This window comes from Catenuloplanes atrovinosus, from assembly GCF_031458235.1.
In the GTDB taxonomy this organism is placed as follows: domain Bacteria; phylum Actinomycetota; class Actinomycetes; order Mycobacteriales; family Micromonosporaceae; genus Catenuloplanes; species Catenuloplanes atrovinosus.
Genome location: NZ_JAVDYB010000001.1, coordinates 6866284 through 6881154, shown reverse-complemented (window position 1 = coordinate 6881154; position 14871 = coordinate 6866284). Strand labels below are relative to the sequence as shown.

Genomic DNA, 14871 nt, shown 5'->3' with positions numbered 1-14871 from the left:
ACCTCAATGACAGACATCAAGGTCAAGAACGAGTTCCTGCCGATCGACACGGCGGCCCCGCTGCTGGCGGTGCAGGACCTGAAGGTCGAGTTCCGTACCGCGAACGGCGTGGCCAAGGCCGTCAACGGTGCGAACTTCCGGCTGGCCGAGGGCGAGACGCTCGCGATCCTCGGCGAGTCCGGCTGCGGCAAGTCCGTGACCGCGCAGGCGATCATGGGCATCCTGGACACGCCGCCCGGCTTCGTCACCGGCGGCGAGGTGCGATACCGCGGCGTCGACCTGCTGAAACTCAAGGAGGACCAGCGTCGGCAGGTCCGGGCCAACCGGATCGCGATGATCTTCCAGGACGCGCTCTCCGCGCTGAACCCGGTCTTCACGGTCGGCTTCCAACTGGGCGAGCTCTTCCGCAAGCACCGGGGCATGTCGCGCGCGGACGCCAAGAAGCGCGCGATCGACCTGCTGGAGCAGGTGAAGATCCCGGCCGCGCGGCAGCGGATCAACGAGTACCCGCACCAGTTCTCCGGCGGCATGCGGCAACGCGTCATGATCGCCATGGCGCTGGCGCTCGACCCCGAGGTGCTGATCGCGGACGAGCCCACCACCGCGCTCGACGTCACCGTGCAGGCGCAGATCATGAACCTGCTCGCCGAGGTGCAGCGCGAGCGGAACATGGGCCTCATCCTGATCACGCACGACATGGGCGTGGTCGCGGACGTCGCCGACCGGATCTCGGTCATGTACGCCGGCCGCGTGGTGGAGGAGGCGCCGGTCTACGACATCTACGCCCGGCCGGCGCACCCGTACACCAAGGCGCTGCTCGAGTCGATCCCGCGGGTCGACCTCAAGGGCCAGCAGCTCAGCGTGATCAAGGGTCTGCCGCCGACGCTGACCAACATCCCGCCGGGCTGCCCGTTCGCCGCCCGCTGCCGGTACGCCCGGGACGTCTGCCGGCAGGACCCGGCGCCGCCCGCGTACCAGGTCACCCACTCGCGCACCGCCCGGTGCCACTTCTGGAAGGAGGTCGCCGGCGTTGAGTGACATCGTGCTGCAGACGCAGGGTCTGAAGAAGCACTTCCCGATCACCCGGGGCATCGTCTTCCAGTCGAAGGTCGGTGCGGTGCAGGCGGTCGACGGCGTCGACCTGGAACTCCGCCGCGGTGAGACGCTCGGCATCGTGGGCGAGTCCGGCTGTGGCAAGTCCACGCTCGCCCGGCTGCTGGTCGGCCTGGAGACGCCGACCGCCGGCTCGATCAACGTGCGCGGTCAGGACATGACCAAGCTCCGCGGCGCCGAGCTGCGCCGGGCCCGCCGCAACATCCAGATGGTGCTCCAGGACCCGTACACGTCGCTGAACCCGCGCATGACGGTCGGCGACATCATCGGCGAGCCGTTCGAGATCCACACGGACGTGGCGCCGAAGGGCGACCGCAAGCGCCGCGTCCGTGACCTGCTGGACCTGGTCGGCCTCAACCCCGACCACATCAACCGGTACCCGCACCAGTTCTCCGGCGGCCAGCGCCAGCGCATCGGCATCGCCCGCGCGCTCGCGCTCCGGCCGGAGATCATCGTCTGTGACGAGCCGGTGTCGGCGCTGGACGTGTCCATCCAGGCGCAGGTGATCAACCTGCTGGAGCAGCTCCAGGATGAGCTGGGCCTGTCGTACATCTTCATCGCCCACGACCTGTCCGTGGTCCGGCACATCGCGGACCGCGTCTCGGTCATGTACCTCGGGCGCGTCGTGGAGACCGGCCGCGATCTGGAGATCTACGAGCAGCCGACGCATCCGTACACCCAGGCGCTGCTGTCGGCCGTCCCGGTCCCCGACCCGACGCTGCGCGGCCACCGGGACCAGATCGTCCTGGAGGGGGACGTCCCGTCGCCGGCCAACCCGCCGTCCGGGTGCCGTTTCCGCACGCGCTGCTGGAAGGCGCAGCAGAAGTGCGCCGACGAGGACCCGATGCTCACGCTCCGCCCGAAGTCCGCTCACCCGAGCGCTTGCCACTTCGCCGAGGTGCGCGACGTCGTTCACGCCGTGGACTAGTCCTTCCCGAAGGGTCCGGCTCTTGTTTGAGCCGGACCCTTTTCATTGTCCCGCCTCCGGGTCCATTGCCTGCTTTTCGCGATAGCGGTTGGTCACCTTGAGTGAGACGGTGCAACTCTTACTCGAATCTTGGAGTAACCACCGCCCCCGACCACAACATCGAGCACCCTGGAACCTCGTAAGACAGGTAACCGCCCCGTCGCCCCCGGTGCGAGACACGCGGTCGTCACCCTGCAGAGTGCCACCCGTCCTCAGACCTCATGGTCACCCGCAAATTTTCCCACCCACCCGACGCTCCGCGCCTCACCCGTGAACAACCCATAGCACTCAGGAGGCGCGGAGCGCCGGCCCGAGACGACACGGTGAAAAGCACGAACGTAACCATGGGCCCTAAATCTCAGCCCACAGTCTGAAGACCAAGCCCCGCGCAACTCGCACCGGTGACGACGAAGCAATTACTCCTCTTACCGGAATTCCAGGGCGCTCCACGTTCCGGCCCGGGCCGGAGTCACTTCGGCGGTTACTCCAAGACTTAACTAAGAACTGCCACCGTCCCACCCAAACCCCCCAACCGCGAAAAGCAAGCAATAGACCTCCGCACGAACCAGCAGGGAGGAACACCAGCGACGAATGGCTCAAAGAGGCCCACGCCCCGCACGCAGCAAAAGCAGCGCCACCTGCGGCCCATCCGCCCCCAACGCGTCGCGGAACTTCTCCATGATCTCGCGCTCACGACTCAACACCAGACGCGTCCCCCCGGACGCCACCCGCGTCGCGCCAACCTGCTGCGACAGCGCCGCTCTCTCCTTCCACAGCGCGATGATCGCATCATCGATCTCGTTGATCCGTGACCGGATCTCCAGAATCGCCGCTGATGCCGTCGCCTCGGCCGTGCCGGTGTCCTGGCTGGGCGAGCCGGCGTCCTGAGGCTGGTCCACTACGGTGGCCATGTCGTCTCCTGATCGTGCTGGGGTCGGTCCCGGGACGCGAAGAAGCCCCGGGCTGACGAGCCCGGGGCTTCTCGTAGGTCTGTTGTTCAGGCGCGACCCACGGCTGCCGGACTCCCGACGCCGTAGCCATAAAATCGCACCCGCTGGAACACGCCGTCGAGTATGCCCACGCCGGATGTGCCCGCGCAAGCGTTTGCCCACTTATCGGACACATCCGGCGGGATGTGGATCAGGCGATCCTGGTGATCCGGTTGGCCGGGCCGGGGGCGACCGGGCTGTTGGCGCCCAGGTAGGCGACCAGCGCGTCGATGTCGAAGCCCGGCGCGGTGGTGCGGTCGGTGCCGAGCGTCAGGTTCGAGAAGCCGTCGCCGCCGTTGGCCAGGAAGTCGTTGGTCGTCACCCGGTACGTCGCGGCCGGGTCGATCGGCGTGCCGTTCAGCGCGAGGTTGCTGACCCGGCTGCCGGCCGCGGCGGTCGCGTCGAAGCTGTAGGTGAAGCCGGCCGACACCTGCAGCACGCGCTGCGCGGTCTGTCCGCCGAAGCCGGCGAACTGCTGCTCCAGCACGTTCTTCAGCTGCGCGCCGGTGAACGTCTGGGTGACCACGAGGTTGTTGAACGGCTGCACCGTGAACGCCTCGCCGTAGGTGATCTGGCCGGGGGCCTCACCGCCGGTCTGCGAGTCGTACGGCAGCGACGCGCGGATGCCGCCCGGGTTCATCAGTGCGATCTGGGCACCGTTGGCCTGCGTGTACGCCAGCTGCGCGTCCGCGATCACGTCGCCGAGCGGGCTCTCCTGGTTGGCGCCGGCGTCGCGGGTGATGGTCGCGGTGATCGAGCCGAGCACCCGGTTCGCGATCGGCGCGACCGCGGCGCGGTACTTGTCCGCGATCCGCTTCGCGGCCGGGTCGGCCAGGGCGGGGTTGCGCACCGGCGCGCCGGTCGGGTCGGTCTGCCAGGTGCCGTCCGCGTTCCGCACGCCGTTCTCCACGATGACGTTGCGCGCGGTGATCTCGGCGAACCGGCCGGTCCGCTTGTCCAGCGTGTAGTCGATGTCGGTGACCAGCGTGCCGTTGCTGCCGGCGCTGGTGACCACGGTCTGCGTGCCCTGCGAGTTCGGCAGCGCGCAGGTGTAGTACCGGTGGGTGTGGCCGGAGACGACCAGGCCGAATTCGGGGCGCAGGCCCTTGACGATGTCGACGACCGGGCCGGAGAAGTTGGCGCACTCGGAGAGCGCGGGCGTGGCCGGCGGCGAGTTCTGCTGGCCGCCCTCGTGCAGCAGCAGGACCAGCGACTTCACGCCGAACGCGCGGAGCAGGCCGCCCCACTTGTTCGCGGTCTGGACCTCGTCCAGGAAGTTGACGTCCTGGATGCCGGCCGGGTTGACGATGCCGGGCGTGCCCTCCAGCGTCATGCCGACGAAGCCGACCGGGACGCCGTCGACCAGGCGCACCTCGACCGGCGGCAGGATCGGCAGGCCGGACTTCTTGTAGACCGTGTTCGCGGCCAGGTAGGTGAAGCGCGCGCCGGCGAACCCGTCGCCGTCCTGGCAGCCGTCGACCGGGTGGCACCCGCCGCGGTTGAGGCGCAGCAGCTCGGTCACGCCCTCGTCGAACTCGTGGTTGCCGACCGAGCTGATCTCCAGCCCGACCTGGTCCATCAGCTCGATCGTCGGCTCGTCGTGGAACGCGGCGCTGACCAGCGGCGACGCGCCGATCAGGTCGCCGGCGCCGACCGTGATGCTGCGGCCGCGGCCCTCGGCCTTCGCCTCGGCGCGCAGCTTCTTCAGCCAGGTGGCGAGGTATTCGACGCCGCCGGCCGGGACGCCGGTGACCAGGCCGCCGCTGCCGGCCGGCGGGTCGATGGCGCCGTGGAAGTCGTTGTAGCTGAGGAAGTTGCCCTTGGCGGTCTTGCCGCCGTGGCCGTACGTGACGCTGACCGGCGTCAGCGTGTCCACCGACGGCTCGGCCGGCGATCCGCCGGCGCTGGGGACGAGGGCTATGGCGACGGCCAGCGCGGCCGCCGGCGTGGCCAGCGTGCGCAGCACCGGCCAGAGGCGCTTGCGAGATCGATCCATGCACGCATACTCATCCATCGGTGGCTCCCCCGCCAGGGTGGTCACGTGTCGTCTTGGCATCGGCAAGGTTGCCTGTCATACCGACGGCCTAGACTTCACCGCGATGCAATCGCTGTTTGATGTCCCCCCGGTCCAGCCCACGCCGCCGACCCGCCCCGGGCCGCCTCGCCGCGACCCGGAGGCGCTGCTCGCCGGGCTCAACGGTCCCCAGCGTGACGCGGTGACGCACGCCGGCGGGCCGCTGCTCATCGTGGCCGGCGCCGGGTCGGGCAAGACCCGGGTGCTGACGAACCGCATCGCCTACCTGCTGGCCGCGCGCGACGTGCATCCCGGCGAGATCATGGCGATCACGTTCACGAACAAGGCCGCCGGCGAGATGAAGGAGCGGGTCGCCGCGCTGGTCGGCAACCGTGCCCGGCTGATGTGGGTCTCCACGTTCCACTCCGCCTGCGTGCGCATCCTGCGGGCGGAGCACGAGCACGCGGGGCTGAAGTCGACGTTCTCGATCTACGACGCGGACGATTCGCGACGGCTGATGCAGCTGGTCGCGCGCGAGTTGGACCTGGATCCGAAGCGTTACCCGCCGCGCGGCCTCGCCACCCAGGTGTCGAACCTGAAGAACGAGCTGACCGACCCGGAGGAGTTCGCGGCGAAGGCGAACGGGCCGAACGAGCGGGCCGTCGCGGAGGCGTACCAGCTGTATCAGCGTCGGCTGAAGGAGGCGCACGCGCTGGACTTCGACGACCTGATCATGGCGACCGTGCACCTGTTCCAGTCGCATCCGCTGGTCGCGGAGTCGTACCGTCGCCGGTTCCGGCACGTGCTGGTGGACGAGTACCAGGACACCAACCACGCGCAGTACACGTTGATCCGCGAGCTGGTCGGCAACGGCGTGCCGGAGGCCGGCCTGCCCCCGGCCGAGCTGTGCGTGGTCGGCGACGCGGACCAGTCGATCTACGCGTTCCGCGGGGCGACGATCCGGAACATTCTGGAGTTCGAGCGCGACTACCCGGACGCGCGGACGATCCTGCTGGAGCAGAACTACCGCTCCACCCAGACCATCCTGAACGCGGCGAACGCGGTGATCGACCGCAACACGTCGCGCAAGCCCAAGCGGCTCTGGAGCGACCAGGGCGAGGGCGAGCGGATCGTTGGATACGTGGCGGACACCGAGCACGCGGAGGCGGACTGGGTGGCCCGGGAGATCGACCGGCTCGGCGACGAGGGCCTGGCCAAGCCCGGCGACGTGGCCGTCTTCTACCGGACGAACGCGCAGTCCCGGGTGTTCGAGGAGGTGTTCATCCGGGTCGGCCTGCCCTACAAGGTGGTCGGCGGGGTGCGCTTCTACGAGCGCAAGGAGGTGCGGGACGCGCTGGCCTACCTGCGCGCCGTGGTCAACGACGACGACACGGTCAGCATCCGCCGGATTCTGAACACGCCGAAGCGCGGCATCGGCGAGCGGGCCGAGGCGTGCGTGGAGGCGCTGGCCAACCGGGAGCGCATCTCGTTCGGCGCCGCGCTGCGCCGGGCCGCGGAGGCGCCGGGCATCTCCACCCGCGCGGTCAACGGCATCAACGAGTTCGTGGCCATGCTGGACGAGGTGCGCGAGCTGGCCGAGACCGCGCCGCCGGAGGACGTGCTGGAGGCGCTGATCACCCGGTCCGGCTACCTGACCGGGCTGGAGGAGAGCATCGATCCGCAGGACGCGGGCCGGGTGGAGAACCTCCAGGAACTGGTCAGCGTGGCCCGGGAGTACACCGAGCGCACCGAGGCCGCGGACGGGCCGGAGTCGTCCGTCGCCGGGTTCCTGGAGCAGGTGGCGCTGGTCGCGGACGCGGACCAGATCCCGGACGAGCCGGACTCCGACCACCAGGGCGTGGTCACGCTGATGACGCTGCACACGGCGAAGGGGCTGGAGTTCCCGGTCGTGTTCCTCACCGGCATGGAGGAGGGCGTGTTCCCGCACATGCGGGCCATGTCCGACACCAAGGAACTGGAGGAGGAGCGCCGCCTGGCGTACGTCGGGATCACCCGGGCCCGGCAGCGGCTCTACCTGTCGCGCGCGGTGACCCGCTCCGCGTGGGGCGCGCCGCAGTACAACCCGGCCTCGCGGTTCACCGACGAGCTGCCGGGCGAGTTGGTCCGCTGGGAGCGCACCGAGGGGTCGTATACGACGTGGTCCGGCTCGGGCGGCGGCGTCGGCGGCCGCGGCACCTCGCGCACGTCCACCTTCGTCGGGGGCACGAGCAAGGCGCAGAAGATCGCGCAGGGGCTCGGCATCGACGCGAGCAAGCTCGCCACCGCCAGTGACCTGCGCGCCCAGGCGCCGTCCGTGTCGCCGGGCGACCGGGTCAACCATCAGCGGTACGGGCTGGGCCGGGTCCTGCTGGTCGAGGGGCAGGGTGCGGGCGCGCGCGCCCAGATCGACTTCGGCGATCAGAAGGTGTGGCTGGTGCTGCGCCACGCGCCGATCGAGAAGATGTAGCCCCGGCCCGGTCAGCAGCCCAGGTCGACGCCGCGGGACGCCATCCAGGCGGCGGGGTCGACCTGGTTCCACCTGCCGTCGTGCACCTCGAAGTGCAGGTGCGGGCCGGTGGAGTTGCCGGTGGAGCCCTCCGCGCCGATCCGCTGCCCGGCCGTGACCCGGTCGCCGGCCGCGACGGAGACGCGGGACAGGTGGGCGTAGTGCGTGTAGAAGCCGTTGCCGTGGTCGACCAGCACGGACAGGCCGTAGCCGCCGTAGTTCGACCCGGCGGTGACGACGGTGCCGGCGCCGGCGGCGCGGACCGTGGTGCCGCTGGCCGCGGCCAGGTCGATGCCGGCGTGCAGGCGGCCCCAGCGCCGGCCGAAGCAGGACGTGGTGCGGCCGTCCGGCATCGGATCGACCCAGGCGGGCTTCGCCGTGGTCGGTGTGGGGCTCGGTTTGTCCTGCGCGGGATTCGCGGCGCGCGCCGGGGGAGTGGTCGACGGGGCGGGTGACGGCGTCCCGGGCGTCTGCCGGGTGGCCCGGTTCGCCGCCGCGGCGGCGTCGGCCCGCTCGGCCGCGTCGGCCTCCGTCTGCGCCTCCGCGACCGTGACCGCGCTCGGCGCTGCCTGCGGTGCCCCGCTGGCGCCCGTGACGGCGCCGTGGAGCACCGTGCCGCCGGTGAGGGCGAGTCCGGTGACGGAGAGCGTGGCCGCGGCGGCCTGACGAATCTGAAGCGCGTTGCGGCCCGGCCGCCGATGTGCCCCGCCCCGGCCGCCGGCTCCGGTCCCGCCGGTCTCGTCGCCGGAGTCCGCGACGTGCTCATCCGCCACCGCCGGCCGTGGCGCGGGGATGGCCGCTGCCGTGGCGGGCTCGCCGGCGATGTCGTCCGCCGGTGGACCGGCCACGGGCGCGGCTTCGGTCCCCGGCCGGGTGGCGAGGCCGTCGGATGGCCGGCGCTGGGTGGGTATGGCGGCTGTCGTCGCTGAGCCGGCGCGGATTTCGGCCGCGGGCACGCCCCCGTCGGTGCCGGCGGCCGGGAGGCCGCCCGCCGGCTGACCCGCGGCGTGGGCGGTGGCGGTCGCCTGGCCCGCCAGCGCGGCGCCGACGCCGCCAGCCGGTGGGCGCCGCGTGGGGATGGCGGGAACCGGCGTGGTCGTGAGGACCTCTGCCGATCGGCGCGGCTGGGGTATGGCGTGCCGGGGCGCCGGCGTGGCCGTGAGGACGTCCGCCGATCCGCTCGGCGCGGGCTGGACCGGTCGGGGCGCCGGCGTGGTCCAGGAGCCATCCCCCGATCGGCGCGGCATGGGCGGCGCCTGCCGGGGCGCCGGCGTGGTCGTGGGGCCGGCCGCCGATCGGTGCTGCCCGGGCCCCGCCGCGATGGAGAGTTCGAGGTCGTCCGCCGGTGGGCGGGGCCGGGGGAGAGACGCGGCGGCCGGGTGGGGGCGGGGGCGGCGGCGGTGGCGGCCGGAGGCGCGGCGGTGGCGGCCCGGGGCCAGGGTCGTACCGGTGTCCACGTGGTCGTGCACGGGTGCACCTCCGTCGGCTGAGCAGCAGCAATGACGAAGAATGCTGATCGATCACGCTATGCCCGGCAATCAGAACCTAGACAGGATTGATAGAGATCAGTCCGGGTCGAGGATGATTTGTCCACCCGGCGCCCGCACCGTCCGGAAGTGTGATCTTGGAGGGCGTGTGCTGGCACACAAAAACTCATGTGACGTGATGAACAGCGACAATAAAAACCGCCCTCCCCCGGGTTACGGGAAGGGCGGTGACGAAGGAGCGCGGCGTCAGGAGGCCGTCACGGCGCCGTAGACCTGCTCGACCTCGAGCTGGATGTCGACGCCCTGGTCGCGCAGGAACGGCACCGGGTCGCGGGGTGCACCGTCGACGTGGATCTCCAGGTGCAGGTGCGAGCCGTACGAGTGGCCCGTGTCGCCGACCAGGCCGAGCGTGTCGCCGGCCTTGACCTGCTGGCCGACCTGCACCATGAGCTGCGAAGAGTGTCCATATATGGTCTCGACGCCGTCGCCGTGGTCGACAATGACTGCGTAGCCGTAGCCGCCGTACCAACCGGCCAGCTTGACCGTGCCGCCGTGCACGGCCTTGTAGGCCGTGCCCTCGCGCGCGGCCAGGTCGATGCCGGGGTGGACCTCGCCCCAGCGGACACCGTACGGCGCGGTGAAGTCGTATCCGTGCAGCGGAAGGAGCCAGGCATCGGGGGACTCGCTCAGCGAGGTGGCGAGGCCCGCCTCGGCGGACTCCTCGCGCTCGCTGTCACGCGTGGAGCGCTCGGCGCTCGCCTCGCGCTCGGCCAGTTCCTCCGCGGTGGCGGACGCGTTGTCCAGCGAGTTCTTCAGCGCGGCGGCGTCGACGCCCTTGGCGTCGTCCAGCGCGGCACCCGCGCCCAGTGCCACCACGCCCGCGCCGACCAGCGCGGTGGTGACCACCGCCGCGTAGCGGCTTCCGGGAACGGTGGGTACGCGACGTCGACCGCGATAGCGGTCTGGCTCGGATGAAAGCCGCTGACGCACGTACACCCTCCGATATCTGTCCACCCCCCGGGCGGTGCGGCGCTCCGGACTGTCGCGCCTTAACCGTGGGTGAACACTGGCTGGTTTAGGCCGCCGTTCCGGGGTATCCCGGTTGACAACCGTTGGACACGGTAGCCAAGCGGTGGGCGGGTCACAAGTTCTGCGGCCGATTTGCTGACAGGGTGTGCGACGTCATGGCGCAGAATGCCGGATTTCGTAACCATTTGTACCCGTGTTCGTTAGTGGCGCTGCGTAATTTTGATCAATACTCAACGTAAAGCCGTGCCTCGAATTCGGGGCGGGACGTCGTCGCGCATCCCCTAGGGGCTTCACGATCGTTAAGGTGGCTCTGTGGGCACGTCTCGTCGCTGAATAGAGGTGCGGCAGGTATGGAACCGCGGATTCGGGTGGTGGTCGCGAAGCCGGGCCTGGACGGGCACGATCGCGGCGCGAAGGTGGTCGCCCGGGCGCTCCGGGACGCCGGCATGGAGGTGGTCTACACCGGGCTGCACCAGACGCCGGAGCAGATCGTGGAGACCGCCATCCAGGAGGACGCGGACGCGGTCGGCCTCTCCGTGCTCTCCGGCGCGCACATGACGCTGTTCCGGCGGGTGTGTGAGCTGCTGGCCGAGCGCGGCGCGGACGACGTGGTGGTCTTCGGCGGCGGCATCATCCCGGACGCGGACATCCCGGAGCTCCAGCGGCTCGGCGTGGCGAAGATCTTCGGTCCCGGCGCGACCATGCGGTCGATCGTGGACTGGGTCCGCGAGCATGTGGCGGGATTCCCGGCCGCCAACAAATAGCGACCTTATAAACAGGAGCGGGAAAAGGGAGAGGCCGGACGCACCCCTCACACGTCCGGCCCCTCTATGCGCGATGCCCCGCCGCCACCCCTCGACCGACAGGGCATCGGCCGCTTTCTCGTCGCGTCCCGCCGTGCGGTGCGCTGACATCTGACTCAACGACGTCCTCTGAACAGCGGTTACGGAACCCGCCGCGCGATTTTTGGCGTACCCCGTGCCCCATGCTCATCGCCTGCACCACACCTATCGGCACGGGCGGAATGTGCAGTACCGCACACCCTGTACCCGCCTGGCGGCCCGGAGTGCCCAGGTCGCTAGGGTGACGGGAAAGGCACCTTCTCATCACCGGATGAGCGGTGCACATCCACGCTGGCAGCGGCGCCGGGGTGCCGCGGAGTGAATCGGGACGCGCAAGTGGACCTGTATGAGTACCAGGGGCGCGAGCTATTCGAGCGGCACGGCCTGCCCGTGCTGAGCGGTGGCGTCGCCACGACCCCCGAGGAGGCCCGCGCGATCGCCGACCGTCTCGGCGGCCGGGTCGTCGTCAAGGCCCAGGTGAAGGTCGGTGGCCGCGGTAAGGCCGGCGGCGTCAAGCTGGCCGAGGGCGTCGACGAGGCGACCGCGCGCGCCACGGACATCCTCGGGATGGACATCAAGGGTCACACGGTGCACAAGGTCATGCTGACCGTCACCGCTGACATCGCCGAGGAGTACTACCTCTCCTACCTGCTCGACCGGGCGAACCGCACGTTCCTGTGCATCGCCTCCGTCGCGGGCGGCATGGAGATCGAGACGGTCGCCGAGACCGACCCGGACAAGGTCGCGAAGATCGCGATCGACGCGATCCAGGGCGTGGACGAGGCGAAGGCGCGCGAGATCGTCGCGGCCGCCAAGTTCCCGGCCGACGTGTCCGAGCAGATCGTCGACATCGCGCAGAAGCTGTGGGTGGCCTTCATCCAGGAGGACGCCACGCTGGTCGAGGTCAACCCGCTGGCCAAGACGCCGGAGGGCAAGGTCCTCTGCCTGGACGCCAAGGTGACGCTGGACGAGAACGCGCACTTCCGGCACCAGGACCAGGAGGGCTTCGTCGACGCCGCGTCGATCGACCCGCTGGAGCAGGCGGCCAAGGACAAGAACCTCAACTACGTGAAGCTCGACGGTTCGGTCGGCATCATCGGCAACGGCGCGGGCCTGGTCATGTCCACGCTCGACGTGGTGGCCTACGCGGGCGAGAACCACGGCGGCGTGAAGCCGGCGAACTTCCTCGACATCGGCGGCGGCGCGAGCGCCACCGTGATGGCGAACGGCCTGGAGATCGTCCTCTCCGACCCGGCCGTGAAGTCCGTCTTCGTCAACGTCTTCGGCGGCATCACCGCCTGCGACGCGGTCGCCAACGGCATCCTGCAGGCGCTGCAACTGCTGGCCGACCGGGGCGAGCAGGTCACCAAGCCGCTGGTCGTCCGCCTGGACGGCAACAACGCGGAGGCCGGCCGCGCGATCCTCGACTCGGCCGCGAACCCGCTCGTCGAGCGGGTCGACACCATGGACGGTGCGGCCGCGCGTGCCGCCGAGCTCGCGGCTGCGGGGGTCTGACGACAATGGCTATCTGGCTCACCAAGGACTCCAAGGTCATCGTCCAGGGCATCACCGGCTCCGAGGGCACCAAGCACACCAAGCGCATGCTCGCCGCGGGCACGAACGTGGTCGGCGGCACCAACCCGAAGAAGGCCGGGCAGACGCTCGACTTCGACGGCACCCAGCTGCCGGTCTTCGGCACGGTCAAGGAGGCCATGGAGAAGACCGGTGCGGACGTCACCGTCATCTTCGTGCCGCCGGCGTTCTCCAAGGCCGCGGTGATCGAGGCGATCGACGCCGAGATCGGCCTGGCCATCGTGATCACCGAGGGCATCCCGGTGCACGACAGCGCCGCGTTCTGGGCGCACAACGTGGCCAAGGGCCAGAAGACCCGGATCATCGGCCCGAACTGCCCCGGCATCGCGTCGCCCGGCCAGTCCAACGCCGGCATCATCCCCGGCGACATCACCGGCGCCGGCCGGATCGGCCTGGTCTCCAAGAGCGGCACGCTGACCTACCAGCTGATGTACGAGCTGCGGGACATCGGCTTCTCCACCGCGGTCGGCATCGGCGGCGACCCGGTCATCGGCACCACGCACATCGACGCGCTCAAGGCGTTCCAGGACGACCCGGACACCGACGCGATCGTCATGATCGGTGAGATCGGCGGCGACGCCGAGGAGCGGGCCGCCGACTTCATCAAGGCGAACGTGACGAAGCCGGTCGTCGGCTACATCGCGGGCTTCACCGCCCCGCCCGGCAAGACCATGGGTCACGCCGGAGCGATCATCTCCGGCTCGGCCGGCACCGCGGATGCCAAGAAGGTCGCGCTCGAGGCGGCCGGGGTCAAGGTCGGCAAGACGCCGAGCGAGACCGCGCGCCTGATGCGGGAGATCATGAGCTAGTTCCGCGTACATCGCGGGATCGACCACTGCGTCGTGGATCACATCCCCCGTCGAGTGAGGACACTCGGCGGGGGTTTTCCTTAGCCAGAACAGGGCTGACGTGGAAAAGTAGGCACCGATGCCGAGCACCCCGGACCGTCCGGCCTCGAGCGCGCAGCCGGACGAGACGCTGACCGACGCCGAGGCCGCCTATCTGGCTGCCCGCGACACGGTCCCCATCGACGCGTCCGAGGGCCGGGACCTGAGAACCCGCGACACCGTCCGGCTGCCGCTGCAGCGGGCCCGCGCGCGGGCCAGGGCCGGGCGCGCGCCGCTCGCCGTGGCCGCCGCGGTCGCCGCCGGGTGGGCGTTCCTCGTCTCCTACCTGCCGGTCGCGCTCGTCATGTGGCTGGCGCAGCTCGTCGAGGGCGCGGGGTCGGCCGGCGGCGCAGCGATCATCGGGCTCGGCGCGTGGCTGCTCGGGCACGGCGTGCCGCTGGGCACCTCGCTCGGGCCGGTCGGCCTGGCGCCGCTCGGGCTCGCGGTGTTGATCACCTGGCGGCTGGCGCGGGCCGGCGTGCACGTCACCCGCGCGATCGGCGCCCGCGACGACGGCACGATGCGGCAGGCGCTCTCCGTGGCCGGCGCGGTCGGGCTCGGCTGGGCCGCGCTCGGCCTGCTCGCCGCGCTGCTGGTCGGCGCGGGCGGCGGGCCGCAGGTGAACCCGGCGCGCGCCTTCGCCACGCTGTTCGTGGTCGGCGCGCTGGCGTCGCTGACCGGTGCGCTGCGGACCACCGGCGCGCTCGGCGAGCTGGCCACGCGCCTGCCCCGGTGGCTGCGCGACGCCGTCCGTACCGGCGTGGTGGGCGGTCTTCTGATCCTGGCCACCGGTGCCGGGAGCACCGGGCTCGCAGTGGCGCTCAACGGCGGCGACGCCAGCGGCATGATCGGCGCCTACCGGACCGGCGTGGCCGGGCAGGCCGGGATCACGCTGGTCAGCCTCGCCTACGCGCCGAACGCCGCGATCTGGGCCGTGGGCTATCTGCTGGGGCCCGGGTTCTCGCTCGGCACCCACACCACCGTGCAGATAACGCAGGTCAGCGTGGGTGCGCTGCCGACCGTACCGCTGGTGGCCGGTCTTCCGTCCGGGCCGCTCGGCGGCGTCGGCGCGGCGCTGCCCGCGGTGCCGCTGGTGGCCGCGATGCTGGCCGGCTGGCTGCTGCACCGCCGCCTGCGCCGGGCCGGTCGTGACCCGGCCAAACCGCCACGCGTGGTGCCCTGGCGGCGCCTCACCGCGGCCGCGGCCACCGCCGGCCCGGTCGCCGGCGTGGTCCTGTTCGCCGCCGCGCTCGTCTCCGGCGGCCCGCTCGGCGGCGGGCGCCTGTCCGAGCTGGGCACGTCCGCGTGGCAGGTCGGTCTGATCGGTGCCGGCGTGGTCAGCGTGGGCGCGCTGGCCGGTGCGATCGCGGCCCGCATGTTCGTGACCGGGCAGAAGACCGGCGGACCCCGCACGGGTACGTCTCACACATGACGCACCCGACGT

At 70.9% G+C, this 14871-nt stretch carries 11 protein-coding genes; 7 read left to right on the top strand and 4 right to left on the bottom strand.

The genetic code is table 11. From position 1 onward, the window contains the following. Window positions 1–6 precede the first annotated feature (6 nt). Both J2S41_RS30625 and J2S41_RS30620 read left to right on the top strand, forming a co-directional pair. Window positions 7–1038 (top strand): ABC transporter ATP-binding protein, encoded by a 1032-nt coding sequence (locus J2S41_RS30625; protein ID WP_310372880.1) that lies wholly within the window; start codon window positions 7–9, stop codon window positions 1036–1038. Continuing rightward, on the top strand, window positions 1031–2041 hold the full coding sequence (locus J2S41_RS30620) for an ABC transporter ATP-binding protein (protein WP_310372878.1): 1011 nt from the start codon (window positions 1031–1033) through the stop codon (window positions 2039–2041). Before J2S41_RS30625 ends, J2S41_RS30620 begins: the two co-directional genes overlap by 8 nt. A gap of 635 nt (window positions 2042–2676) precedes the next feature. On the opposite strand, the gene J2S41_RS30615 is transcribed toward J2S41_RS30620, so the two are convergent. Both J2S41_RS30615 and J2S41_RS30610 read right to left on the bottom strand, forming a co-directional pair. Then, entirely contained in the window at window positions 2677–2991 is a 315-nt protein-coding gene (locus tag J2S41_RS30615; RefSeq protein WP_310372876.1) for a chorismate mutase, read from the bottom strand. Window positions 2992–3220: 229 nt separating this feature from the next. Further along, window positions 3221–5065, bottom strand: coding sequence for a bifunctional metallophosphatase/5'-nucleotidase (locus tag J2S41_RS30610; RefSeq protein WP_310372875.1), 1845 nt, complete (start codon window positions 5063–5065; stop codon window positions 3221–3223). Between the two features lie 103 nt (window positions 5066–5168). Between J2S41_RS30610 and pcrA the strand changes: the two genes are divergently transcribed. Beyond that, window positions 5169–7550, top strand: a complete 2382-nt coding sequence (pcrA, locus tag J2S41_RS30605) for a DNA helicase PcrA (protein ID WP_310372873.1) — start codon at window positions 5169–5171, stop codon at window positions 7548–7550. An 11-nt stretch (window positions 7551–7561) separates the two neighbouring features. Here pcrA and J2S41_RS30600 read toward each other — a convergent pair whose 3' ends face one another. Beyond that, window positions 7562–8260: a M23 family metallopeptidase gene (locus J2S41_RS30600; protein ID WP_374728280.1), complete on the bottom strand. Its 699-nt coding sequence runs from the start codon at window positions 8258–8260 to the stop codon at window positions 7562–7564. Between the two features lie 1062 nt (window positions 8261–9322). After that, entirely contained in the window at window positions 9323–10066 is a 744-nt protein-coding gene (locus J2S41_RS30595) for a M23 family metallopeptidase (RefSeq protein ID WP_310372869.1), read from the bottom strand. Between the two features lie 389 nt (window positions 10067–10455). On the opposite strand from J2S41_RS30595, the gene icmB reads away from it, so the two are divergent. The 4 genes from icmB (at window position 10456) to J2S41_RS30575 (ending at window position 14859) form a co-directional block, all read left to right on the top strand. Beyond that, on the top strand, window positions 10456–10869 hold the full coding sequence (icmB, locus tag J2S41_RS30590) for a coenzyme B12-dependent isobutyryl CoA mutase small subunit (protein ID WP_310372867.1): 414 nt from the start codon (window positions 10456–10458) through the stop codon (window positions 10867–10869). A 414-nt stretch (window positions 10870–11283) separates the two neighbouring features. Continuing rightward, a complete protein-coding gene (gene sucC / locus J2S41_RS30585) occupies window positions 11284–12462 on the top strand; it encodes an ADP-forming succinate--CoA ligase subunit beta (protein ID WP_310372866.1) in 1179 nt (392 codons plus the stop codon). Between the two features lie 5 nt (window positions 12463–12467). Beyond that, window positions 12468–13349 (top strand): succinate--CoA ligase subunit alpha, encoded by an 882-nt coding sequence (gene sucD, locus J2S41_RS30580; RefSeq protein WP_310372864.1) that lies wholly within the window; start codon window positions 12468–12470, stop codon window positions 13347–13349. A gap of 118 nt (window positions 13350–13467) precedes the next feature. Then, the gene (locus tag J2S41_RS30575; protein WP_310372862.1) at window positions 13468–14859 is read left to right on the top strand and encodes a cell division protein PerM; all 1392 of its coding nucleotides are present in this window, start codon (window positions 13468–13470) and stop codon (window positions 14857–14859) included. Window positions 14860–14871 lie beyond the last annotated feature (12 nt).

Excerpts from the sequence above, each read along its gene's own strand:
- J2S41_RS30625 (WP_310372880.1), top strand. The coding sequence starts at position 7 with ATGACAGACATCAAGGTCAAGAACGAGTTCCTGCCGATCGACACGGCG.
- J2S41_RS30615 (WP_310372876.1), bottom strand. The coding sequence starts at position 2,991 with ATGGCCACCGTAGTGGACCAGCCTCAGGACGCCGGCTCGCCCAGCCAG.
- J2S41_RS30610 (WP_310372875.1), bottom strand. The coding sequence starts at position 5,065 with ATGGATCGATCTCGCAAGCGCCTCTGGCCGGTGCTGCGCACGCTGGCC.
- pcrA (WP_310372873.1), top strand. The coding sequence starts at position 5,169 with ATGCAATCGCTGTTTGATGTCCCCCCGGTCCAGCCCACGCCGCCGACC.
- icmB (WP_310372867.1), top strand. The coding sequence starts at position 10,456 with ATGGAACCGCGGATTCGGGTGGTGGTCGCGAAGCCGGGCCTGGACGGG.
- sucD (WP_310372864.1), top strand. The coding sequence starts at position 12,468 with ATGGCTATCTGGCTCACCAAGGACTCCAAGGTCATCGTCCAGGGCATC.
- J2S41_RS30575 (WP_310372862.1), top strand. The coding sequence starts at position 13,468 with ATGCCGAGCACCCCGGACCGTCCGGCCTCGAGCGCGCAGCCGGACGAG.